Origin of the sequence: Kitasatospora mediocidica KCTC 9733 (assembly GCF_000744225.1) — a bacterium.
Taxonomy (GTDB): domain Bacteria; phylum Actinomycetota; class Actinomycetes; order Streptomycetales; family Streptomycetaceae; genus Kitasatospora; species Kitasatospora mediocidica.
In genome coordinates, this window is sequence record NZ_JQLN01000005.1 from 1,715,151 (window position 1) to 1,738,414 (window position 23,264).

16 protein-coding genes are annotated in these 23,264 nt (G+C 72.0%); 4 read left to right on the forward strand and 12 right to left on the reverse strand.

What is annotated here, in order from left to right:
- Positions 1-163: 163 nt before the first annotated feature.
- Positions 164-1,732: a helicase HerA-like domain-containing protein gene (locus tag BS80_RS21510; protein WP_035799729.1), complete on the forward strand. Its 1,569-nt coding sequence runs from the start codon at positions 164-166 to the stop codon at positions 1,730-1,732.
- Positions 1,733-1,743: 11 nt separating this feature from the next.
- Here the strand turns inward: BS80_RS21510 and BS80_RS21515 are convergent, their stop codons facing one another.
- Positions 1,744-2,910, reverse strand: a complete 1,167-nt coding sequence (locus BS80_RS21515; protein WP_035799731.1) for a glycoside hydrolase family 10 protein — start codon at positions 2,908-2,910, stop codon at positions 1,744-1,746.
- Between the two features lie 86 nt (positions 2,911-2,996).
- Positions 2,997-3,767: a rhomboid family intramembrane serine protease gene (locus BS80_RS21520; protein ID WP_083975015.1), complete on the reverse strand. Its 771-nt coding sequence runs from the start codon at positions 3,765-3,767 to the stop codon at positions 2,997-2,999.
- 114 nt (positions 3,768-3,881) lie between these two features.
- Here BS80_RS21520 and BS80_RS21525 point away from each other — a divergent pair, with 114 nt between their 5' ends.
- Both BS80_RS21525 and BS80_RS21530 read left to right on the forward strand, forming a co-directional pair.
- The gene (locus BS80_RS21525; RefSeq protein WP_083975017.1) at positions 3,882-6,674 is read left to right on the forward strand and encodes a lectin; all 2,793 of its coding nucleotides are present in this window, start codon (positions 3,882-3,884) and stop codon (positions 6,672-6,674) included.
- 71 nt (positions 6,675-6,745) lie between these two features.
- A complete protein-coding gene (locus BS80_RS21530) occupies positions 6,746-8,977 on the forward strand; it encodes an MMPL family transporter (protein WP_083975019.1) in 2,232 nt (743 codons plus the stop codon).
- 84 nt (positions 8,978-9,061) lie between these two features.
- On the opposite strand, the gene BS80_RS21535 is transcribed toward BS80_RS21530, so the two are convergent.
- The 3 genes from BS80_RS21535 to BS80_RS21545 form a co-directional block, all read right to left on the reverse strand.
- A complete protein-coding gene (locus BS80_RS21535) occupies positions 9,062-11,383 on the reverse strand; it encodes a right-handed parallel beta-helix repeat-containing protein (RefSeq protein ID WP_035799734.1) in 2,322 nt (773 codons plus the stop codon).
- Positions 11,384-11,458: 75 nt separating this feature from the next.
- On the reverse strand, positions 11,459-13,735 hold the full coding sequence (locus BS80_RS21540) for a DUF1565 domain-containing protein (protein ID WP_035799736.1): 2,277 nt from the start codon (positions 13,733-13,735) through the stop codon (positions 11,459-11,461).
- Between the two features lie 241 nt (positions 13,736-13,976).
- Complete coding sequence (locus BS80_RS21545) at positions 13,977-14,732, reverse strand: class I SAM-dependent methyltransferase (protein WP_035799745.1); 756 nt, start codon at positions 14,730-14,732, stop codon at positions 13,977-13,979.
- Positions 14,733-14,855: 123 nt separating this feature from the next.
- On the opposite strand from BS80_RS21545, the gene BS80_RS21550 reads away from it, so the two are divergent.
- On the forward strand, positions 14,856-15,407 hold the full coding sequence (locus tag BS80_RS21550) for a GNAT family N-acetyltransferase (RefSeq protein WP_035799747.1): 552 nt from the start codon (positions 14,856-14,858) through the stop codon (positions 15,405-15,407).
- Between the two features lie 19 nt (positions 15,408-15,426).
- On the opposite strand, the gene BS80_RS21555 is transcribed toward BS80_RS21550, so the two are convergent.
- The 7 genes from BS80_RS21555 to BS80_RS21585 all read right to left on the reverse strand — a co-directional run bounded on the left by BS80_RS21555 (position 15,427) and on the right by BS80_RS21585 (position 23,234).
- Entirely contained in the window at positions 15,427-16,365 is a 939-nt protein-coding gene (locus BS80_RS21555) for an AraC family transcriptional regulator (RefSeq protein ID WP_035799753.1), read from the reverse strand.
- An 83-nt stretch (positions 16,366-16,448) separates the two neighbouring features.
- Positions 16,449-17,372 (reverse strand): NADP-dependent oxidoreductase, encoded by a 924-nt coding sequence (locus tag BS80_RS21560; protein WP_035799754.1) that lies wholly within the window; start codon positions 17,370-17,372, stop codon positions 16,449-16,451.
- Between the two features lie 127 nt (positions 17,373-17,499).
- Entirely contained in the window at positions 17,500-18,213 is a 714-nt protein-coding gene (locus BS80_RS41960) for a hypothetical protein (RefSeq protein ID WP_035799760.1), read from the reverse strand.
- Entirely contained in the window at positions 18,210-18,743 is a 534-nt protein-coding gene (locus BS80_RS21570) for a SigE family RNA polymerase sigma factor (RefSeq protein ID WP_035799762.1), read from the reverse strand. Before BS80_RS21570 ends, BS80_RS41960 begins: the two co-directional genes overlap by 4 nt.
- Before the next feature lie 39 nt (positions 18,744-18,782).
- The gene (locus BS80_RS40945; protein ID WP_035799765.1) at positions 18,783-19,454 is read right to left on the reverse strand and encodes a hypothetical protein; all 672 of its coding nucleotides are present in this window, start codon (positions 19,452-19,454) and stop codon (positions 18,783-18,785) included.
- A gap of 193 nt (positions 19,455-19,647) precedes the next feature.
- Positions 19,648-21,624, reverse strand: coding sequence for an acetyl/propionyl/methylcrotonyl-CoA carboxylase subunit alpha (locus BS80_RS21580; RefSeq protein ID WP_035799767.1), 1,977 nt, complete (start codon positions 21,622-21,624; stop codon positions 19,648-19,650).
- A 5-nt stretch (positions 21,625-21,629) separates the two neighbouring features.
- Positions 21,630-23,234 carry a carboxyl transferase domain-containing protein gene (locus BS80_RS21585; protein WP_035799769.1) on the reverse strand — a complete coding sequence of 535 codons (1,605 nt, stop codon included), beginning with the start codon at positions 23,232-23,234 and terminating at the stop codon, positions 21,630-21,632.
- Between the last annotated feature and the right edge of the window lie 30 nt (positions 23,235-23,264).

Consider the following 23,264-nt stretch of genomic DNA (forward strand, 5'->3'; position numbering starts at 1 on the left):
TGGCACAGCAAGCTCGGCGCCCCTCGTTCCGCTCCGGGTGTCCGACCTGCGTCTATGTCGCGAACAGTGGACGAAGCACCGGTGTGCCGCAGCGCCTTCCGAACGTTCGGAATGGGAGATTACGACGGTTTGATGGTGAATGTCACACCAGGAGGAGCGCGGGATGCCCGAGCAACCGAACCCCAGCACCGTCCCCGCCCCCGTCCAGGAGATCGCGACCGGTTACGCGTTCAACGGTCCCGCCCTCGACCTCGGCGCGGCGATCCAGGACGGTACCGCGTACCCGGCCGCGCAGGTCCGGATCCCGCTCGGCGCCCTGAACCGGCACGGGCTGGTCGCCGGGGCCACCGGGACGGGCAAGACCAAGACCCTCCAGCTGATCGCCGAACAACTCTCCGCCCAGGGCGTCCCGGTCTTCCTCGCGGACGTCAAGGGGGACGTCTCGGGGATCTCCGCGCCCGGCGAGCCGAGCGAGCGGACGGCGGCCCGGGCCGCCGAGGTCGGGCAGCAGTGGACGCCGCAGGGCTGTCCGGTCGAGTTCTACTCGCTCGGCGGACAGGGCGCCGGCATCCCGATCCGAGCCACCGTCACCAGCTTCGGCCCGCTGCTCCTCGCCAAGGTGCTCGACCTGAACGAGACCCAGGAGGCCTCCCTCGGGCTGGTCTTCCTCTATGCCGACAAGCACGGCCTGGAGCTCTACGACCTCAAGGACCTCAGCGCGGTGATCTCGCTGCTCACCTCGCCGCAGGGCAAGGAGGAGCTGAAGGGGATCGGCGGGCTCTCCGCCGCGACGGCCGGGGTGATCCTGCGTTCGCTCGCCCTGCTGGCGGCGGAGGGGGCGGAGGCGTTCTTCGGCGAACCGGAGTTCGACACCGCCGAGCTTCTGCGCGTTCGGGAGGACGGGCGCGGGGTGGTCTCGGTCCTCGAACTGCCCGCCGTCCAGGACCGGCCGCGGCTCTTCTCCACCTTCCTGATGTGGCTGCTCGCCGACCTCTACCAGGGGCTGCCGGAGGTCGGCGACCCGGAGAAGCCCAAGCTCGTCTTCTTCTTCGACGAGGCGCACCTGCTCTTCAAGGGCGCGTCGAAGGCCTTCCTGGAGGCGATCACCCAGACCGTCCGGCTGATCCGCTCGAAGGCGGTCGGGATCTTCTTCGTCACCCAGACGCCCAAGGACGTCCCGGCCGATGTGCTGGCCCAGCTGGGCAACCGGGTGCAGCACGCGCTGCGGGCCTTCACGCCGGACGACGCCAAGGCGCTCAAGGCGACCGTCTCGACCTTCCCCCGGTCCGGCTACGACCTGGCGCAGGTGCTGACCCAGCTCGGGACGGGCGAGGCGGTGGTGACGGTGCTCTCCGAGAAGGGCGCGCCGACGCCGGTGGCGGTGACCCGGCTGCGCGCGCCGCAGTCGCTGATGGGGCCGGTCGCCCCGGACGTGCTGGCGGCGGCGGTGGATGCCTCGCCGCTGAACGCCCGCTACCGGGACGCCGTCGACCGGGAGTCGGCATACGAGAAGCTGGCGGCCGGGTCCGCGGGTGCGGTGGAGCAGCCCAAGGAGAAGGAGCAGGGGCAGCCCAAGGAGAAGGAGAAGGAGAAGGAGCACCCGGAGGCGGGCGGGCTGCTCGGCTCGCTGCTCGCCAACCCGACGTTGAAGTCCTTCGCCCGCTCGGCCGGCACCCAGCTGGGCCGGGAGATCTCCCGCAACCTCTTCGGCACCGCCAAGCGGCGCCGCTAGCGCTTTACGGCCTAGCCGCGCAGGGCGGCGCCGATCCGGTCCATCGAGGACAGCCGCATCAGCCCGTAGTTGTAGAACTCGACCTCGGGGACGCCCAGCTCCCGCAGCACGGCGATCTTCGCGGCCAGGTTGGCCGGACCGTCGCAGTCCTGCGCCATCGGACGCAGGATCACCGCCAGGTTGGCCGGCCGGACGCCGTGCAGGGCGAACGCGGCGACCTTCTCGCGGACCGCCTCCGGGGTCTTGGCGTAGCCGAGCGTCTCGATCTGGACGCCGGTGGCGGCCAGCGCGGGCAGGTCGATGCCGGAGAGCCAGCCGGCGCCGGGGCCGCTGCCGTCCATGAAGGTCAGCCGCATGCCGTGCCGCCGGGCCCGCTCGGCCAGCTCGGCGGTGAGCGAGGTGACGGTGGTGGTCCCCGCGTCGACGTAGGCGGCCAGTGCGCCGTTCGCGAGCTGGTCCAGGGCGGCGGGTTCGGTGGCGGCCTGGTCGTCGGCCAGCCGGCGGCGGATCTCCGCGGCGACGAACCGGCGGACCTCGGCGGCCGGTACGCCCAGCGCGTCGGCCGTGGCCAGGCAGTGCGGGCAGAAGCAGATCCCGAGCAGCGCCTCGGTCACCGGGCCGAGCTTCTCGAAGTAGCGCTCGTGGTGGTAGCCGTGCCGCAGGCCGTGGAAGTGCAGCGACTCGGCGCGGATCGCGTCGACGCCGTACCGGGCCAGTTCGTCCACCAGCGTGCCGGCGTAGGCGCGGACCTCCGGGTTGGCGGGGCAGAGCTCGGTGAGGTGGCGGTCCCCGAAGGCGTTGGCGGGGGAGCAGTCGGGGTGCTGGAAGCCGAGCCGGTCGTTGTGGCAGAAGACGGTCCAGGCGTGCAGTTTGAGGCCGCGCCGGCGGGTCTCCTCCGAGGCCTCGGCGAACGGGTCGCGCGCGCCGATCACCGCGGCGGCCCGGGGCACCAGCCGGCGGCCGGCCCAGCGGGCCGGGTCGGGCTGGAAGTACGCCGCGCCGGGCTCCAGATAGCGGATCACCCGGTGCGGGTTGTGCGGGAAGACGTCCCGGGCCTCGTGGTAGACCGAGGCGAGGGTGACCGCGCCGACGCCGGCCCGGTCGGTGAGGTTGCCGAAGAAACCGTCCGCCCCCTCGTCGATCAGGTCGGTGGCGAAAGCGAGGACGGAGGACTGCACGGCGCGGCTCCGGAGCAGAGGGGGCTGGAGGGGGCAGGGGGCCCACGGTAGCCGTCTGCTCCGGGTTGGTCTATACCTGTGTGGGCTCAGAGACCCAGGTCGTCGAGCTCCTTCAGCAGGTCGGCGCGGGAGCCCGCGGCCGGCGTGGACTGCGTCGGGAGCGCCGCGTTCTTCGTGCGGCCCTCGCGCGGGCCCTTGGGGGCGCGCGGTTCGCGCGGCGTACGGGTACCGCGCTCGCGGAACAGCCAGGCTCCGGCGAGGCCGCCGGTCAGGCCGCCGAGGTGGGCGAGCCAGCTGACCCCCGGCGTCCCCGGGACGGCCTCGGTGACCAGGTAGGCGAACGAGGCGCCCATCACCAGGCCGATCAGGCTGTCGATCAGGTGGCGGTCGAAGAAGCCGCGCAGCACCACGTAGCCGAAGTAGCCGAAGATCAGCCCGCTGGCGCCGACCGTCACGACGTCGCCGCGCTCGAAGACCCAGACCGCCAGTCCGCTGGTCAGGGCGATCAGCAGGGTGAGTGCGAGGAACTTCTTGACCCCACGGTAGGCCGCCAGGAAGCCGAAGACGAAGAGCGGGCCGGAGTTGCCCTCCAGGTGCTGCCAGCTGACGTGCAGGAAGGGCGCGGTGAACACCTCCGGCAGTCGGTCCGGCTGGTGGGCGAGGATGCCGAAGCGCTGCACCAGGAGCCCGCTGTCCGACCAGTTGCCGAGCTGGATCGCCCAGATCAGGCAGAGGAACCCGAACATCACGAAGAACGCCTTGCGGGCCTCCCCGATCAGGAGCGCTTCGGCGCTCTCGGTGCCGCCGGACGCCGCAGCGCGCTGGGTTGCGCCGTGCGGCCCGTCGATGTCCGCCATGATCGTTCCCCTCCCTGCCGGGTCAGTCCTGAAACTCTAGGCCGGATCGGCCGGATGGGTGACTGTGAGCCTGTCATGGCCGGACTGTCGGGGCGAGGCCGTCACGATGAGTATATGAGTGCTCGTCAGATTGTCACGACTGGGCGGCTGGCCACGATCGCACTGACGGCCTGTGCCGCCCTGCTGGCCGGGTCGGTCGCCGCACCCGCCGGGGCCGCGTCGGCGGGTGGCGGCCGCGCGGTCCGCACCACTGTCAGTGACCCGGCCCAGTACGTCAACCCGTTCGTCGGCACCAAGCAGGGGTCCCCGGACTTCGGGAACGGCGGTGGCGCGGGCAACACGTTCCCGGGTGCCACCGCGCCGCTGGGCATGGTCCAGTGGAGCCCGGACACCGTCGACTACCAGCACGGCGGCTACCAGTACAACGACCAGCGGATCCGCGGATTCAGCCTCACCCACATCTCGGGGGCCGGCTGTGGCGACTACGGCAACATCCCCTTCATGCCGGTGCTGGGCAGTGCCCCGGTGGGCCACTCCACTTTCAGCCACGCCCACGAGTCGGCCTCCCCGGGGGCCTACGCGGTCACCTTCGACAACGGCGTGACCACCGAGCTGGCCGCCACCCAGCGCTCGGGCATCGCCCGGTTCAGCTACCCGGCGGGGCAGACGGCCTCGCTCACCATCGACGCGGGCAAGGCGTTCAACAGCGCCTCGGGATCGGTGACGATCGGCTCGGACCGGGTCTCCGGCTACACCGACAGCGGCGGCTTCTGCGGAACCGGCAATCACTACCGGATCTACTTCACCGCCGTGTTCGACCGTCCGTTCAGCAGCTCCGGCATCGTCTCCGACGGAACCCTGGACACCACCCGGAAGACCGCGAGCGGGCACACCGAAGGGGTGGCCTCGCAGCCCGACAAGCCGACCGAGGGCGTCGGCGGGAGCACGGGCGCCCAGCGGCGGCAGGCCCGCCCGGTCCACCCCGAGCTGGCGGAGAGCGCCTCGAACGCGATGGCGCTGGTCTCCTTCGACACCAGCGCCAACCGCTCGGTGACGGCCAAGGTCGGCCTCTCCTTCGTCAGCGCCGACAACGCCTGGGCCAACCTCACCGCCGAGCAGGGCGGGAACAGCTTCGACCAGGTGAAGGCCGCGAGCCGGGCCGGCTGGAACGACATGCTCGGCCGGATCGCGGTGGCCGGCGACAACCAGAAGGAACTACGCACCTTCTACACCGCGCTGTACCACGCGACGCTGCACCCCAGCGTGCTGAGCGACGTGGACGGCCGCTACCCGGGCTTCGACGGCGCGGTGCACACCACCGCCGCCGGGCACGTCCAGTACGCGGACTTCTCCGGCTGGGACGTCTACCGCTCGCAGGTCCAGCTGCTCGCCCTGCTGGCGCCGCAACAGGCCTCGGACATCGCCCGGTCGGTGCTCGACCAGGGCGCCCGGGCCGGCTACTTCGACCGCTGGACGCTGGCGAACGGCCCCACTGCCGTGATGATCGGCGACCCGCTGCCGATCATCGCCTCCGACATCAGCGCGTTCGGCGGGACCGACTTCGACGCCGCCGACCTGGTCCGCCGCGCGGTGGCCGGCACCCGGGACGCGCGCGAGCGCGGCGGCCTCGCGCCGTACGACGCGGAGGGGTTCGTCGCGGTCGGCACCGACCAGGAGCAGTGGACGGCCTCCGACACGCTGGAGTACGCCAGTTCCGACTTCGCCCTCGCCCAGCTGGCCGGGCGGATCGGCGACGCCGACACCCATGACGCCTTCCTGCGCCGCTCGGCGAACTGGCGCAACCTCTTCAACACCACCAGCCACTACATCCAGCCGCGCAACGCCGACCACAGCTGGCCCAACTTCGACCCCACCTGGCAGGACGGCTTCGTCGAGGGCGACAGCGCGCAGTACACCTGGATGGTCCCCTACAACCACCGCGGCCTCTTCGACGCGATCGGTGGCGACGGCGTGGTGACCGGCCGACTGGACTCCTTCTTCCAGCAGTTCGACGCCGGCCCGAACGCGCCCTACGCGTACATGGGCAACGAGCCCTCCTTCAACACCCCCTGGGCGTACGACTACGCGGGCCGCCCGGACCGCACGCAGGACGTGGTGCGGCGGGTGCTGACCTCGTTGTTCTCGGACCTTCCCGACGGCGAACCCGGCAACGACGACCTCGGCGAGATGTCCTCCTGGGTGGTGTGGGCCTCGCTCGGCATGTACCCGCAGGTCCCGGGCCGTGCCGAACTGGTGCTTGCCAGCCCGCTCTTCCCGCAGATCACGATCACCCGCGGCAACGGGGTCTCGATCGACGTCAGCGCGCCGGGCGCCTCGGACACCGTCCGGTACGTGCGCGGGCTGCGCGTCGACGGCGCGGACTCGCAACGCCCCTGGACGGACGAGGCGCTGGTCACCTCCGGCGGCACGCTGGAGTACACGTTGGCCGCCGACCCCGACCCCGCCTGGGGCCACGCCCGCCAGGACGCGCCGCCGTCCTTCGACGTCGGCCCGGCCGACCCGCACAGCGGCCCGGTCACCGGCCTGGCCGGCAAGTGCCTGGACGTCGAGGCCGGCAAGACCACCGACGGCACCGCCGTTCAGCTCTGGGACTGCAACGGCACCGCCTCACAGCGCTGGACGGTGGCCCCGGACGGGACGTTGCAGGCGCTGGGCAAGTGCCTGGACATCAGCGGCAGCGATGTGGCCGCCGGTACCAAGGTGCAGCTCTGGACCTGCAACGGCACGGGCGCCCAGCAGTGGTGGCCGCGGGCCGACGGGCCGCTGCTCAACCCGCCGTCCGGCCGCTGCCTGGACGTCCCGAGCAGCGACTCCACGAGCGGGACCAAGCTGCGGATCTGGGACTGCAACGGCACCGCCGCGCAGCAGTGGAGGGTGCCCGGCTGATCCACCGCACCGGCACGGAAAGAGGGGAGCAGGTCCGTTCACACATCACCACAACTCTTGAGAGGACGCAGATGACCTCGTCGAACGGCGGGAGAGCCGACGCGGCGCCGACTGCGGACAGGGTGCGCGGGCTGCGCGCCCTGGGCGAGTGGTGCGCGCGCCACTTCGTCGTGGTCATCGTCCTGTGGCTGGTCGCCCTCGCCGGTCTGCACGTGCTGCAGAACACCGTGGGCGGGACCTACTCCGACGACTTCTCGCTGCCCGGCACCCAGTCGCACCAAGGCCTGGAGGTGCTCAGCGCGCACGCCCCGAGCACCGGCGGGATCAGCGCCCAGATCGTCATGCACGACGCCCAGGGCCCGCTCACCGACGTCGAGGACCAGGTCGGCCAGGCGGTCGCCTCGCTGCAGAAACTCCCGCACGTGCTGGCCGCGGTGGACCCGCTGCCGTCGCCGTCGCAGACTTCGCCGCCCCCGGCCGGCGCGGTCTCGGCGGACGGGAAGACCGCCTACATCACCGTCCGCTTCGACACCAACCCCACCTCGCTGGGCCACTCCTACCTCACCGGGATCGACGACGCGGTGGCGCCGGTCCGGGCCGCCGGCGTCCAGGTCGAGTACGGCGGGCCGCTCGGCGAGCTGGCCCGGCCCAAGGCCGGTGACCTGACCAGCGAGGGGATCGGGTTCGCCGTCGCCATCGTGGTGCTGCTGATCGGGTTCGGCAGTGTGATCGCCGCCGGACTGCCGCTGGTCACCGCGCTGATCAGTGTGATCGTCGGACTGAGTTGCCTGAGCCTGTTGGCGATCGCCTTCACCTTCGCCAGCGTGTCGCCGACACTGGCGACCATGATCGGCCTCGGGGTGGGCATCGACTACGCCCTCTTCCTGATCACCCGGCACCGGCAGAAGCTGATCGACGGGGACGACCCGGTGACCGGGGCCGGCCGGGCGGTGGCGACCAGCGGGCGCGCGGTGCTGGTCTCCGGCTGCACGGTGGTCGTCGCGCTGGCCGGGCTGTACGTCTCCCGGGTCAGCTTCATCGGCAAGCTGGGCGCCGCCGCCGCGGTCACCGTGGTCACCGCGGTGCTCGGCGCGCTCACCCTGGTGCCGGCCCTGCTCGGCCTGGTCGGCCGGCGGATCGACCGCCTCCAGGTCCGGCCGCCGGTCGCCGAGGGCGGCTCGGCGCCCGGCTCCATGGAGAAGGGCGGCTGGCACCGGTACGCCCAGCGGGTGGAGCACCGGCCGTGGTGGTTCCTGGTCGGCGGCCTGGTGGTGGTGGGGATCCTGGCGATCCCGCTCTTCTCGATCAGACTCGGGCACATCGACGACGGCGCCGACCCGACCAGCTTCACCGACCGCCGGGCGTTCGACCTGATCTCCCAGGGCTTCGGACCGGGGGCCAACGGACCGCTCACCGTGGTGGTCGACCAGAGCGCGGTGCCGTCCGCCGACCGCGCGGCGCTCGCCGGCAAGCTCCAGACGGCGCTCACCGGCGTGCCCGACGCCGCGAGCATCAGCCCGTTGCAGCCCACCAGCGACGGGCAGGTGCTGATCGGCACCGCGATCTCCACCGGCCGGCCGCAGGACGCGACCACCACCCGGCTGTTCAACCACCTCAAGGACGACGTGCTGCCGCAGGCGGTGGCGGGAACCGGCGCCGAGACCTACCTGACCGGGACGACCGCGGCCCAGGAGGACTTCCTCGAACTGATCGCCGCGCGGCTCCCGTTGATCATCGCGGTGGTGGTCGGACTGGCCTTCCTGATCATCCTGATGGTGTTCCGCGGCCTGCTGGTGGCGGTCAAGGCCGCCGTGCTCAACCTGCTGTCGATCGCGGCCTCCTACGGTGTGGTGGTCGCGGTCTTCCAGTGGGGCTGGGGCGGTCCCGCGCTCGGGGTCTCCGGGAAGGTGCCGATCGAGAGCTATGTGCCGATGATGATGTTCGCCATCGTCTTCGGGCTGAGCATGGACTACGAGGTCTTCCTGCTCTCCCGGGTGCACGAGGCCTGGCTGCGGACCCGGGACAGCAAGGGCAGTGTCGCGCACGGGCTGGAGATCACCGCGCGGGTGATCACCTGCGCCGCGCTGATCATGGTCAGCGTCTTCGCGGCGTTCATCCTCAGCAACAACATCGTGGTCAAGATGCTGGGCCTTGGCCTGGCGGTCAGCGTCCTGGTGGACGCCACGGTGGTGCGGCTGCTGCTCGTTCCCGCGGTGATGACGCTGCTCGGGCGGCACGCCTGGTGGCTGCCGCGCTGGTTGGACCGGATCATGCCGCACGTGGACACCGAGGGCGAGGCCTGAGGCGGCGCCCGCCGCCGGAACGGACGACGGACGGCCCGGCCCCCCCGCAGGTGGGGGGACCGGGCCGTCCGTGGTGAGGGTCGGTCAGAGGCCCTGGTAGCCGAACTGGTCGACGACCAGGTCGATGCTGCTGGAGCTGCTGTTGTGGAACGACACCTTGCCGTCGATCACCGGGACCACGACCTGGTTGGCGATGGTCTCGCCCGGCGTCCAGTTCAGGTTCGAGGCCGTCGGCAGGCTCTGGCCGTGCGGGTAGACCGTCAGGAAGCCCTCGGCGGCGGTGTCGGTGACCGTCACATTGAGGGTGAGGGAGGTCAGCCCCACGGTGCACACGTCCATGTCGAGCGTGGCGCCAGGGGCGACCACGGCCGCCGGACGGCTGGCGTTGAGCGGGCCGCAGTAGTCGGGCGTGCTCGCGCGGGTGTCCAACAGCCGCTCGGGCCGGTACGGGTAGAACGTGCTGTGACCGGTGGCGCTGTAGTAGCCGGCCACGTCGGCGACGATGTGCACGGTGCCGTTGCCGCCGCCGCTGAAGAAGGAGACCTTGCCGTCGACGACCGGGACGGTGACCAGGTTGGGGATCGTCTCGCCGGGCGTCCAGTTGAGGCTGGAGGCGGTCGGCAGGGCCTGGCCGTGCGGGTAGACGGTCAGGAAGCCGGACGAGGTCGGGGCGGTGACCGTGACGTTGAGGGTCACCGCTGTGACGCCGGTGGCCGGAACGCCGTTCCTGCCGGTGACCTGGAGGTCCACGGTACTGAGGGCGGGGACCGGGGTGCCGGTCGGTACGCCGATGCCCGCGCGGGTGTCCAGCGCGCGCACCGGGCCGACGGCGGTGAAGACGCTGCCACTGGCGCTGTAGTAGCCCGCCAGGTCGGCGATCACATGGACCGTGCCGTTGCCGCCGCCCTGACGGAACGCGATCTTGCCGCCGATCACCGGGACCGTCACCTGGTTGGCGATCGTCTCGCCGGCCGTCCAGTTGAGGTTCGACGACAAGGAGCCGGTTTCGGTGGGGTAGACCGTCAGGAAGCCGGACGAAGTCGGGGCGGTGACCGTGACGTTGAGGGTCACGGCCGTGACGCCGGTGGCCGGAACGCCGTTGACGCCGGTCACCTGGAGGTTGTCCTGGCCGAACCCGAGCGGGGTCGTGGTGGGCACGCCGATCGCGTTGCGGGTGTCCAGCACACGGGTCGGGCCGACCGGGGTGTAGACGCTGCCGACGTTCTGCAACTCGACGGCGCCGCGGTCACGGTAGCCCGCGCCGGTGCCCGTGTTGGGCGTCAGCGGGTCGTCCTTGGCCGCGAAGCCGTAGATGTCGGTGGGGAGTTCGCCGGGGGCGTTCTCGTCGGCCGAGTCGATCCCCGGGAGCGGCCTGGCGTGCCGGTCGCCCGACTGGGGGACGGTCGGGTCGGCGAAGGCGTCGTGCGTGCCCTGGGCGGTTGCTGCCGTGAAGGCGGCGCGGTCGCTGTAGGCGGTACCGGCCCAGCTGTAGGCGGTCTGGCCGGTGGTCGTGTCGATGATGTTGTAGTCGGTCCGGGTGCCCTGCACCGAGCCGGACGAGACGCTCACGGCGGGGTTCGGGATGCCTTGGCAGGAGGCGGGCGTGACACCGGGGAGGTTCAGCTCGGTGATGCTGTTGTTCTCCAGAACGGCACCGGTCGATGCCCCGGCCAGCACGATGCCGTTCCCGCAGCCGTCGTTGACGGAGTTGCTCACCACGACGGTGCCCGGCGCATCGGTGACCGCGATGGCGGACTTCGCGAGGTTGGTGGTGAGAACGGTGTTCTTCGCGCCGCCGTCGACGGCGATGCTCGTGCCGCTGATGTACCAGAAGTCGACCCTTCCGACGGTGACGCCGTCGGATGCGCCCGTGACGTGGACACCCATGGTCGAGGTCCCGGCCCCCATCACCGTGGCGTTCAGCAGGGTGACGTCGGTGGAGTTCTCGACGTGTGCCCCCTCGTCCGTCGCGGCCAGGTTGAGGTTGCTGATCCGCACGTGCGAGGCGCCGATGACCGACAGGGCCCGGGCGCTGCCGCCGGGGGAGTTGGTGCCGACGGTGGCGGCGGACTGCACCTCCTCCCCGGGGTAGAGGTCGCCGGTGAAGGTGATCGGGGCGTCGGCCGTTCCGGAGCGGGTGATGTTCACCTGCTCGGGGTACGTGCCCTTGGCGATGTGCACGGTCTGGCCGGGAAGGACCGCCGCCGCTGCCGCCGAGACGGTGCAGTAGGGCTGCTCCTGAAGGCCGCTGCCGCTGTCCGAACAGTGGGCGGTCGAAGCGTTGTTGACGTAGAGATTGGTGGCGACGGCCGCCGCGCCGGACTGGCCCGCGGCCGGAAGTGCCAGCGCGCCGAGCAGGACGGCGCCGGTGACGGCGCCTATGCGAGTTCTGATGGTGTCCCCCAAGGACAGGCGAATGCGTGGGTGGAACGGCGGTGGCCCGCCTCCTGGTTGAGGAGGCGGGCCACCGGTTGTCCGGGCTCAGCCCTGGTAGCTCTGCCGGCCGAAGTCGTCGACCACCAGCTGGATGCTGCCGGAGCTGCTGTTGTGGAACGACACCTTGCCGTCCTTGACCGGGACCACGACCTGGTTGGCGACGGTCTGGCCGGCGACCCAGTTCATGTTCGAGGCGGTCGGCAGGGCCTGGCCGTGCGGGTAGACGGTCAGGAAGCCCTCGGCCTTCGGGTCGGTCACCGTGACGTTCAGGGTGACCGCCGTGGCGACGGCGCCCGAGAAGTCGATGTCGAGCGTCCCGCCGGGCGGGATGGCGCCGGCCGGACGGGCCGGGCCCTCACCGCCCCCGAAGTCCTCGCGGGTGTCCATCGCCCGCCAGGGGCCCTCGGGGAAGTACGTGGTGTAGCCGCTGGCGCTGTAGTAGCCGGCCAGGTCGGCGATCACGTCGGCGGTTCCGGTGCCGCCGCCGGTGGCGAAGGACACCTTGCCGTCGATGACCGGGACGGTGACCAGGTTGGCGACGGTCCGGCCGGTGGCCCAGTTGAGGTTGGACGCGGTGGGCCGGGTGTTGCCGTGCGGGTAGACGGTCAGGAAGCCCGCCGAGGTCTGGTCCGTCACGGTGACGTTGAGCGTGACGGCGGTGACGCCGGTGGCCGGGATGCCGGCCGCGCCGGCGATCTGGAGGTCGACCGAACCGCCGGGCTGGGCCGGGCCCTTGGCGCCGCCGGTGCCGTCCCGGGTGTCCAGCATCCGGGTCGGGCCGGAGGGCGTGAAGATGCTGCCCTTGGCGCTGTAGTAGCCGGCCAGGTCGGCGATCACGTCGGTGCTGCCGATACCGCCGCCGGCGGCGAAGGAGATCTTGCCGTCCACGACCGGGACGGTGACCAGGTTGGCGACCGTGGTGTGGGCGACCCAGTTGAGGTTGGACGCGGTCGGCAGGCTCTGGCCGTGCGGGAAGACGGTCAGGAAGCCGTCGGACGTCTGGTCCGTCACGGTGACGTTGAGCGTGACGGCGGTGACGCCGCTGGCCGGGACGTCACCGACGCCCGCGACCTGGAGGTCGACGGTGCCGCCGCCCTTGACCGCGCCCAGGCTGCCGCCGGTGCCGTCCCGGGTGTCCAGCACGCGGGTCGGGCCGGTCGGGGTGTAGACACTGCCGAAGCTCTGGTTCTCCTGCGCGCCGCGGTCCTTGATGCCGGACCCCGTACCGGTGTTGGGCACCAGCGGGTCGTCCTTGGCGGCCCAGTCCCAGGCGTCGACCGGGAGCTCGCCGGGGGCGTTCTCGTCGGCGGAGTCGATGATCGGCGAGATCGCCGGACGGCTGCCGTCGTAGGGAATCGCCGGGTTGGCGACGAAGTCGTGGGTGCCCTGTCCGCCGCTTGCCGCGGTGAAGGACGCCTGGTCCTTGAACGCCGTGCCGGACCAGTCGTAGGCGGTGCCGCCGCTGACCGGGCTGAGCACGTTGTAGTCGACCTTGGCCGTGCTCGCGGCCGCGGCCGACACCGAGAGCGCGGTGTCGGTGGCGCCCGCCGCGCAGGCGGTCGACGGGAACGTGTTGGTGTTGCTGGTGTCGATCACGTTGTTCTCGACCGTGGCACCGGTCGAGGCGCCCGCGAGGTCGATCCCGTCGTGCAGGCAGTTGTTGGTGATCGTGTTGCTGGTGACGACGGTGCCCGGGGACCCCAGGACCGTCACGGCGCCCAGCAGGTTGGTGCTGAGGACCGTGTCCGTCACGCCCTGGTCGACGACGACGGCGCTCAGCTGGGAGCGGGCGACGGTCACCTTGCTGGAACCGTTCGTCACCCGGACCGCGGGCGTGACGGTGCCGCCGACGTAGTTGGCGACGTGCAGCAGCGTGACGTTGGAGGCGTTGTCGACCACGACGGGCTCGATGCCCGTGCCCTGGGACTGGAAGAGCAGGTCGCTGACCGTGACGTACTGCGCGCCGGAGATCACCAGGCCGTGTCCGGCCGCCGCTCCCCAGGCCGGGCCCACCATCGGGCCACCTGGCCCGTCCCCGGGCTTCCCGCCCGAGACGGCCGCACCCTCGAAGGTGATCGGCGCGGCGGCGGTGCCGGAGCGGGTCAGGGTGACCTGCTCGTTGTACTGGCCGGGTGCGACGTGGACGGTCTGGCCCGGCAGGACGACCTTGGCGGCCGCGGAGACGGTGCAGAACGGCGCGCCCTGGGCGCCGGTCCCGGCGTCCGAGCAGTTGGCGCCCGCGGCGTTGTTGACATACAGGTCGGTCGGAGCGGCGGAGGCGCCTGCGATTCCGACGGCCGGAAGCGCGAAAGCGCCGAGCACTGCGGCGCCGGTGACGGCGCCTATGCGAGTTCTGATGATGCCCCCCAAGGGCAATCGGTTCGGATCCGTTCGATCACGGTGGCGGGGAGAGGCCTTTGTGGGGCGCTACCTCGTACCGCGTGCGGATTGTTTCACAGCGGACTTCCGCTCACCATCGGCTATTCGCGCAACAGTTGCCGATGGGGCATTTGCGCGAGTTGCCGGAATTCCCTTTGCCGGGTGGGGGCGACGTTTGGGGAAGTCAGCTCCGGGCTTCGATCAGAAATCGTGAAGTGTGCGCGACAAAAGGGCCTTCGCGCTCGATCAGATCGTGCAACTGCCGCAGTCGGTCGCGGTACTGGTCCACGGTGAAGCCGGGGACCATCCAGATCACCTTGCGCAGGAAGTAGACGACCGCGCCGATGTCGTTGAACTCGGTGCGCAGCGACTCCGAGCGCAGGTCGACCACCCGCAGGCCGGCGGCCTGGGCGGCCTGGCGGGCGTCGTCGGGGTGGCGTCCGCGGCGGACCTTCTCGGGCTGCGGGCCGAGGAAGTACTCGACCAGTTCGAAGACGCTGGACGGTCCGACCTGCTGCGACAGGTAGGTGCCGCCGGGGCGCAGGACGCGGGCGATCTCCTCCCACCAGACCGTCACCGGGTGACGGCTGGTCACCAGGTCGAAGGCGTCGTCGGCGAAGGGCAGCGGCGGCTCGTCCGGGTCAGCGACCACCACGACACCGCGCGGGTGCAGCAGCCGGGTGGCCTTCTCGACGTTCGGCGGCCAGGACTCGGTGGCCACCGCCAGCGGCGGCAGCTTCGACGCGCCCGCGAGGACCTCGCCGCCGCCGGTCTGGACGTCCAGGGCGGCGGTGGCGTGCGCCAGCCGCTCGGCCATCAGCCGCTGGTAGCCCCAGGACGGGCGCTCCTCGCGAGCTCGTCCGTCCAGCCAGGAGAAGTCCCAGCCGGACACGTCGACCGACTCGGCCTCGGCGACCAGTTCCTCGAATGTTCGTGACATGCCCGGATCGTTCCAGCTGGGGGTGTGAAACGGCGACTTATTATCCGTTCTGTGGTGATGTGTCGCCGGTGGCCGGCGAAACTCCCTTGCGGGTGGCACCGGGGGTGGTGCGACGATCGGTGGATGACCCATACCGTCCGGCCCGTCCGGTCCGAGGAATGGCCCGAGGTCAGGGATTTCCGGCTGATCGCGTTGCAGGACCCGGACGCGCACCTGGCTTTCCTTGACACCTACGAGGCCGCCCTGGCGCGGCCCGAACAGATCTGGCGGGACCGGGTGGCGGCCGCCGCCGAGGGGCGGACGTCGCGCCAGTTCATCGCGGAGGACGCGGCCGGGCGCTGGCTGGGGTCGGTCGTCGTGCTCGTCGAACTCCCTGACAACCAGGCGGCCTTCGGCGGGCCGCCGACCGTGCCGCAGGCGCATCTGGTGGGGGTCTTCGTGCGGCCCGAGGCGCGCGGCAGCGGCGTGGCCGATGAGCTGTTCCGGGCCGCCGTGGCGTGGTCCTGGGCGCTGCCCGAACCGCGCCTGGAGCGCGTTCGGCTGTACGTGCACGAGAAGAACACCCGGGCCCAGGCGTTCTACGCGAAGGCCGGCTTCCTGCCGAGCGGTCTGCGGGTGCCGATCCCGGGTGACGAGGCGATGCGGGAGATCGAGCTGGCCGTGCCGCGGCCCTGACGGTCGGCCGGCAAGGCTCTCAGGCGGCCTGGGCCTGGCGGCGGTAGCTGCCGGGGGCCAGGCCGTATTCGCGCTTGAAGGCCTTGCCGAAGGCGAACTCCGAGCCGTAGCCGCTCTGGGCGGCCACCGCGCTGAGCGGGACGTCCGCCTCCCGCAGCAGCTCGGCCGCCCGGGTCATCCGCCAGCTCTTCAGGTAGGAGAGCGGCGGTTCGCCGACCAGGGTGGCGAACCGCCGGGCGAAGGCCGCCCGGGAGAGTCCGGCGCGGGAGGCCAGCGACTCGACGGTCCAGGGCGCCGACGGGTCGTCGTGGATCGCCGCCAGCGCCGGTGCGACCGCCGGATCGCGCAGCGCGGCGACCCAGCCGTCGGTGGCGGACTCGGGCTGCTCCTCCAGCCAGGCCCGCAGGATGTAGAGCAGCAGCGAGTCGATCAGCGCCGGCACGATCCCGTCCGAGCCGATCCGCGGGTTGTCCAGCTCCGCGCCGAGCAGCTGGACGGCGGCGGCCAGCTCGGTGCGCCGCCCGTGCCGGGCCGGCAGGTGGATCACCGCGGGCAGCTGGCGGACCAGCGGGTGCGGCCGCCCCTGGTCCAGGTGGTAGCTGCCGCAGAGCAGGCTGGTGCGCGGGCCGTCGCCGCCGATCGCGAGCGAACCGATCGGCGGGCGCTGACGGAACTGCTCGGGCCGGGCCTCCGCGGGCGGCGAGGCGGGATCGTCGGCGAGGATGTGCCCGCGGCCGTCCCGCAGGAACACCACGTCGCCGGGGCCCAGCGCGATCGGCTCCGGGTGCGGATCGGCGTCCGGCAGCGGGATCAGCCAGCAGGTGCCGTGCAGCACCACATGGAAGCTCGCGCCGGCCACGGGTGGCAGCCGCAGCCCCCAGGGCGCGCGGCCGTCGGTGCGCACCGATGCCGGCCGCCCGGTCCGCATCGACGCCAACGCCTCGGTGAGGACGTCCATCTGCCGCTCCCTCGCGCTCGTCTGTCCGCCACGCTACCCGGCGCCGGTTCGCGCGATCGGGGGATCCGGTGTGCGGGAAGGGGTCAGAGGGTCAGCACGATCTTGCCCTGGGTGCGGCCGGTCTCCAGCAGCGCGTGCGCCTTGGCCACCTCGGCCAGCGGGAAGGTCTCGGTGACGTGCGGCCGGATCCGCCCGGCGTCGACCAGTGTGGCGATCGCCTCCAGGGAGGCGTAGTCCGGCTCGACCGAGACCCCGGCGAAGCGCCGTCCCGCCGCCCTGGTGGCGGCCGCGAGCTCCTGGTTGCCGTGCTCCAGGATGCTGACCAGCACACCGCCCGGCCGCAGCACGCTGAGTGAGCGCTCACCCTCGGCGTTGGAGTCGAAGACCACGTCGAGTTCCCGCACGGCCTCGGTGAAGTCGGTGGTCCGGTAGTCGATCACCTCGTCGGCGCCGAGCTCGCGCAGGTACGCGTGCTTGCCCGGGCTGGCCAGCGCGATCACGTGGGCTCCGCGGGCCTTGGCGATCTGCACCGCGAGATGTCCCACACCGCCGGCCGCGCGGTGGATCAGCACCCGCTGCCCGGCGGCGAGTTGGGCCGCGTCCACCAGGCCCTGCCAGGCCGTCAGCCCCGCCAGCGGCAGCGCGGCGGCGTGCACGTGGTCGAGCGAGGCGGGCTTGCGGGCGAGCTGGCGGGAGGGGGCGGCGACGTACTCGGAGTAGCCGTTCGCGGCGCGCGGGAAGAACGGCATCCCGTACACCTCCTCGCCGACCGCGTACCGCGCTCCCGGGGCGGCCTCCTCGACCACCCCGGAGATGTCCCAGCCGAGCCCGAACGGCGGCCGGCCGAGCAACGGGTAGTGCCCGGCCCGGACCCCGGCGTCCACCGGGTTGAGCGCGCTGGCGTGCACCCGGACGAGCACCTCGCCCGGGAGCGGCGTCGGCCGGTCGGCCTCGACGAGTTCGAGAACCTCGGGACCGCCGAACGAGTGCTGGACGACCGTGCGCATGATGACTCCCCTGGGTCTGCCGAGTTGATCCGCTCAACTCGATGGACTCCACGTTAGGGAGGGCGAGTGAGACGCAGAATGGCCTGCTGTCTCACATCCATGTCCATTCGTCTCGATGGCAAGGGCATCAGAAGTTCTGGTGGCCGACGGTGTGGTGCTGGGTGTCGTACTCGTCGAGGCCGTGCATGTGGGAGGCGGCGGGGACGGGGATGGCGTAGGCGGTGAAGGCGGTGCCGGGGATGGTGGCGGTGGTGGCGGTGGTGGGTGCGGCGTTGCTGAAGGTCATGGTGGCGCCCGCGACGCCGGCGACGGGCTGGGCGATGAAGATGCCGGCGCCGTTGGGGAAGGTCTTCTCGCCGTACATGCCGCTGGGGGCGGTGTCGGTGGGGCCCTTCACGCCGGCGCAGTCGCCGTACGGGCTGTTGGTCCGGCCGTTGAAGCTGGTCCGCAGGCAGACCAGCTGGCCGGCGTTCCCCGTGCCGGGCAGGTAGTCGGTGGGGACGGTGGGGTAGTAGGTCAGGGTCACCGACCAGGCGGCGCCGTCCAGTTCACCGCTGCCGACGATCGTCGAGAGCTGGCCCGCGACGGGGGACGACGGCGCGGCGGCGAACTGGGCCTTCGGCGGTCCGGACGGATCACGTGGGTCCGCGGTGAGCGTGAGGACGCTGGCCAGGAGTCCGGCCAGGGTGCCGGTCAGGGCGCAGGCCGCGACGCCGGTCAGCGCCCAGCGGCGGCGGGTGCGCCGGGCCCGGCCCGAGCGCAGGATCTCGGTGACCGGCGCGGGTGACGGGGTGACCCGTCCGGCCGAACGGGCGAGGGCGTCCTGGAGTTGATCGGTCATGGGGTCGCTCCCAACAGGTCGGCGGCGTGGTCGAGCAGGGTGGGGTCCAGGCGCAGCCTGGCCAGTGCGCGGGAGGCCTGGCTCTTCACCGTGCCGACGCTGCACCCGAGTTCGTCGGCCACCTGCTCCAGGCTCAGGTCCTCCCAGTAGCGCAGCACCACCACGGCCCGCTGGCGTTCGGGCAGCCCGGCGAGGGCCGCGACCAGCAGGTCGCGGTCCTCACCGGTGTGGGTGGCCGCGGGTGCCGGGGTGTCCGGCAGGAAGGGCGTCAGCAGGTGGCTGACCCTTCGCCGCCGGTGCCGGCTGCGGTTGTTGTTCACCAGTGCGCGCCGCAGATAGCTCGTGGTGGTGTCCGGGTCGATCCGCCGCCAGTGCGGATACGCCTTCGCCAGGGTGGTCTGCACCAGGTCCTCGGCCTCGTGGAAGTCACCGGTGAGCAGGTAGGCGGTCTGCACCAGTGCTCCCCATCTGGCCACCACGAACTCGCTGAAGCCGGCGTCCTCGCCTGCTCGGTCTGTGCGGCTGCGCACGGGAATGGGCGTCCTTCGGGTTGCGGGTCGGGGAGAGGGTCAGAAGTTCTGGTGGCCGACGGTGTGGTGCTGGGTGTCGTACTCGTCGAGGCCGTGCATGTGGGAGGCGGCGGGGACGGGGATGGCGTAGGCGGTGAAGGCGGTGCCGGGGATGGTGGCGGTGGTGGCGGTGGTGGGTGCGGCGTTGCTGAAGGTCATGGTGGCGCCGGCGACGTCGGCGGCGGGCTGGGCGATGAAGATGCTGGCGCCGCCCGGGAGCATGTGCTGGCCGTACATGCCGCTGGGGGAGGTGTCGGTGAGGCCCTTGACGCCGGCGCAGTCGCCATAACGGCTGGTGGGCTGGTTGTTGAGGCTGGTGCGCAGGCAGACCAGGCTGCCCGTGGACTTCTCGCCGGGCGCGAAGTCCGCAGGGGTGGTCGGGTAGTAGGTCAGGGTGACCGACCAGGGGGAGCCGTCCAGTACGCCGCTGCCCACGGTCTGCGACTGCGGGCTGCCGGTCGGCGCGGTGGTGGGGACGGTGGTGGGGACGGGGACGGCGGTGCTGGTGGGCGACGCCTTCGCTGCGGCCTTCGCCGCGGCGAGCTGGTCGGCGACGGCCGCGGGGACACCGGGGGTGGAGTCGGCGCTCGCGGACGGGCTCAGGGCGAGGCCGGCCAGCGCGACGGCGGCCGCGGCGATCGCGATGAGCGTCTTGGTCCGGGGCTGGGTCATGGTTCTCCTAGATCGCGCAGGGGGTGAACGGAAGGAGTGGCGCCTCTCCACCCGTAAGTACTCCCGCTGCGCCGAACGGGTTGCATGCGTCGATCACCGGGGCGGAACGGTACAGCGCCGCCGGTCCGGGACATGCCTGCGGGCCCCGGCCGCTTCGGCGGCGGGGGCCCGCAGGTGGTACGGCGTCAGGGCGTCAGGCGTCTGCCTCGGCGGCGACGTCCGCCGTCAGGAGGACCAGGACCTGGTCGGCCGAGACGATGTCGTGCAGCGCGCAGTTCACCTCGTCCACGACGCCGGCGAACGGCGCGAGGATGCGGTTCTCCATCTTCATCGCCTCGACGACGACGAGCACGGCGCCCTTCTCCACCCGGTCGCCGACCGCGCAGGACAGGCCGACCACCGTGCCGGGCATGGCCGACTTCACCACGTTGTCGACGCTGTCGCCGTCGCCCTGCTCGAAGGTCCGGGTGGCCAGCGTCACCCGGTGGCCGGCCAGGACGAGTTCGTAGCCGCCCGGGGTGCGCAGGCCGGTCCAGGCGACGTCCCCGACCGTGCCGTGGAACAGCGGGCCGCGCCGGGCCACCGAGACGCCGAACGGCCGGCCGTCCACCAGGACGTCCACCCGGTTGCCGCGCACGCCGGTCAGCCAGGCCTCCCGGGGGCCGGCGGCGTCGCGGACCGGGACCCGGCCGAACGGCGCGCGGGGGTCCAGGTCCTGACGGTCGAGCGCGCCGACCGTGCCGCTCCACGGGGAGGCGTCGGCGTCGCCGGTGGGCGGGATCTCCATCGCGGCCGCGCAGGCCGTGGCCTGGGCGGACCGGTCGGGGCGGGTGGCTCGCTCGACGAGGCCGTCCACCAGGTGGGTGTCCAGCCGTCCGGCGACGACGCGCGGCTCCTGGAGCAGGTCGGCCAGGAAGCCGAGGTTGGTGGTCAGTCCGAGGACGGACGTGCCGTCGATCGCGTCGACCAGGCGGCGCAGGGCGGTCGGCCGGTCCGGTCCCCGCGCGATCAGCTTGGCGATCATCGGGTCGTAGAAGGCGGTGACCAGGTCGGGCTGGTCGAAGGCGGCCTCCACCCGGATGGTGTCGGGCCACTCGACGTGCTGCGCCCGGCCCGGCGCGGGGCGGAACCCCTCCTCCGGGTCCTCGGCGTAGACCCGGCACTCCACCGCGTGCCCGCTGACGGTGATCTCGTGCTGCGCCCGCGGCAGCGGCTGCCCGGCGGCGACCAGCAGCTGCCACTCCACCAGGTCCACCCCGGTGATCTCCTCGGTGACCGGGTGCTCCACCTGGAGACGGGTGTTGGCCTCCAGGAAGTAGAACCGCTCGTCGGCGTCCAGGATGAACTCGAAGGTGCCCGCGTTGACGTACCCGAGCGAGCCGGCACCCCGGACCGCCGCGTCGAGCAGCGCCTCGCGTACCTCGACGGGCAGGTTGGCGGCCGGGGCCTCCTCGACGACCTTCTGGTGCCGGCGCTGCAGCGAGCACTCACGCTCGTAGAGGTGCACCACGTTGCCGTGCGTGTCGCCGAAGACCTGGACCTCGATGTGCCGCGGGCGCGGGACGTAGCGCTCGGCCAGCAGCCGTCCGTCGCCGAAGCTGCTGCGTCCCAACCGGACGGCCGCGGCGACGGCTTCGGGCAGCTCCGCCTCGGACTGCACCACCCGCATGCCCTTGCCACCGCCGCCGGCGACCGGCTTGAGGATCACCGGGTAGCCGATCCTCCCGGCGTCGAGGGCGAGTCGCGCGGCCGATTCGGTGGCGTCCGGGGAGCCGGGCAGGACCGGCACGCCCGCCTCGGCCATCAGGGCGCGGGCGGTCGCTTTGTCGCCCATGGCCGTGATCATCGCGGCGTCCGGTCCGACGTACACCAGGCCGGCGTCGGCCACCGCGGTGGCGAACTGCGGGCTCTCGGAGAGGAATCCGTAGCCGGGGTGGACGGAGTCGCAGCCGGTCCGCAGGGCCGCGTCGACCAGCGCCGCGATGTTGAGGTAGCTGTCCGCGGCGGGCCCGGCCCCGATCCGGACGCACTCGACTGCGCCCTCCAGGTGGGCCGCCGAGCGGTCGGCGTCGGAGAAGACGGCGACGTACTCGACGTCCAGCCGTCGGCAGGTGCGGGCGATCCGCCGGGCGATCTCGCCACGATTGGCGATCAGGACACGCTTGAGCATTTCCATCACATCCTGAACACGCCGAAGCGCGTTTCACGTTCGGGGGCGTCGGCGGCCATCGCGAGGGAAAGGGTCAGCCACTCGCGGGTCTCGGTCGGGTCCACCACGGCGTCCACCCACATCCGGGCCGCGTAGTACAGCGGGTGCGACTGCCGCTCGTAGGTGTCGATGATCGGGCGCTTGATCGACTCCTCCTCCTCGGCGGAGAGGACCTCGCCCTGCTTGGCCAGCTGGTCGCTGCGGATCAGGGCCATCACCGTCGCGGTCTGTTCGCCGCCGACGGCGGTCGACTTGGCGCTCGGCCACATCGCCATCAGCCGCGGTCCCATCGACCGGCCGCACATGGCGAAGTTCCCGGCGCCGAAGCTGCCGCCGATCACCAGGCTGAACTTGGGGACCTGGGCGCAGGAGACCGCGTTGACCAGCTTGGCGCCGTGCTTGGCGATGCCGGCGGCCTCGTACTCGGCGCCGACCATGAAGCCGTTGATGTTGTGCAGGAACAGCAGCGGGATGTTGCGCTGGGCGCAGATCTCGATGAAGTTGGCGGCCTTCTGGGCGCTTTCGGGGAACAGCACGCCGTCGTTGATCAGCACGCCCACCGGGTAGCCGCCGATGTGCCCGGTGCCGCAGACGATGGTCGGGCCGTACCGGCTGCGGTACTCGGCGAACTCGCTGCCGTCGAGCAGCCGGGCCAGCACCTCGCGGGCGGGGATGTGCTCGCGCAGGCCGGCGCTGATGATGCCGGGGAGTTCGGCGGGGTCGTACAGCGGCGGGCGCGGGGTCTGCGGCGGGCGCGACACCGGGCCGGGACCGTTGCGCAGGGCGATCTCCCGCACCAGCGCCAGGGCGTGTTCGTCGTTCTCGGCGAGGTGGTCGGCGACGCCGGTGACCCGGGTGTGCAGGTCGGCGCCGCCCAGCGTCTCGGCGTCCACCACCTCGCCGGTGGCGGCGCGGACCAGCTGCGGTCCACCGAGGAAGATCGTGCCGTTGCCCCGTACGATCACCGCCTCGTCGCACATCGCCGGGATGTAGGCGCCGCCGGCCGTGCACGACCCCATGACGGCCGCGATCTGCGGCAGTCCGAGGGCCGACATCTCGGCGATGTTCCGGAACATCCGCCCGAGGTGGTACTCGTCGGGGAAGAGGTCCTCCTGCAGCGGCAGGTAGATGCCGCCGGAGTCGACCAGGTAGATGCAGGGCAGGCCGTTCTCGCGTGCGACCTTCTGCGCCCGCAGGTGCTTCTGCACGGTGAGCGGGAAGTACGTCCCGCCCTTCACCGTCGCGTCGTTGGCGAAGACCATGGTCGGCCGCCCGCCCACCACGCCGATCCCGGTGATCAGCGCGGCCGACGGCACCGGTTCGTCGTAGACGTCGTGGGCGACCAGCTGGCCGAGTTCCAGGAACGGGGTGCCGGGGTCCAGCAGCCCGAACACGCGCTGGCGGGCGGTGAGTTTGCCGCGTTCGGCATGGCGTCGGTGGGCCTTCGCGTCGCCGCCGGCGACGGCGGCGGCCCGGGCGTCCGCGATGATCCGGCGCTTCTCTTCGAAGGCTTCGACGTTGCGGCGGAAGATTTCTGACGAGGTGTCGATACGTGAGCGGAGTTGCGTCATCGGAGCCTCTGCTGTTAACAGGCTTGTGGT

Excerpts from the sequence above, each read along its gene's own strand:
- BS80_RS21510 (WP_035799729.1), top strand. The coding sequence starts at position 164 with ATGCCCGAGCAACCGAACCCCAGCACCGTCCCCGCCCCCGTCCAGGAG.
- BS80_RS21520 (WP_083975015.1), bottom strand. The coding sequence starts at position 3,767 with ATGGCGGACATCGACGGGCCGCACGGCGCAACCCAGCGCGCTGCGGCG.
- BS80_RS21525 (WP_083975017.1), top strand. The coding sequence starts at position 3,882 with ATGAGTGCTCGTCAGATTGTCACGACTGGGCGGCTGGCCACGATCGCA.
- BS80_RS21530 (WP_083975019.1), top strand. The coding sequence starts at position 6,746 with ATGACCTCGTCGAACGGCGGGAGAGCCGACGCGGCGCCGACTGCGGAC.
- BS80_RS21545 (WP_035799745.1), bottom strand. The coding sequence starts at position 14,732 with ATGTCACGAACATTCGAGGAACTGGTCGCCGAGGCCGAGTCGGTCGAC.
- BS80_RS21550 (WP_035799747.1), top strand. The coding sequence starts at position 14,856 with ATGACCCATACCGTCCGGCCCGTCCGGTCCGAGGAATGGCCCGAGGTC.
- BS80_RS21555 (WP_035799753.1), bottom strand. The coding sequence starts at position 16,365 with ATGGACGTCCTCACCGAGGCGTTGGCGTCGATGCGGACCGGGCGGCCG.
- BS80_RS21560 (WP_035799754.1), bottom strand. The coding sequence starts at position 17,372 with ATGCGCACGGTCGTCCAGCACTCGTTCGGCGGTCCCGAGGTTCTCGAA.
- BS80_RS41960 (WP_035799760.1), bottom strand. The coding sequence starts at position 18,213 with ATGACCGATCAACTCCAGGACGCCCTCGCCCGTTCGGCCGGACGGGTC.
- BS80_RS40945 (WP_035799765.1), bottom strand. The coding sequence starts at position 19,454 with ATGACCCAGCCCCGGACCAAGACGCTCATCGCGATCGCCGCGGCCGCC.
- BS80_RS21580 (WP_035799767.1), bottom strand. The coding sequence starts at position 21,624 with ATGCTCAAGCGTGTCCTGATCGCCAATCGTGGCGAGATCGCCCGGCGG.
- BS80_RS21585 (WP_035799769.1), bottom strand. The coding sequence starts at position 23,234 with ATGACGCAACTCCGCTCACGTATCGACACCTCGTCAGAAATCTTCCGC.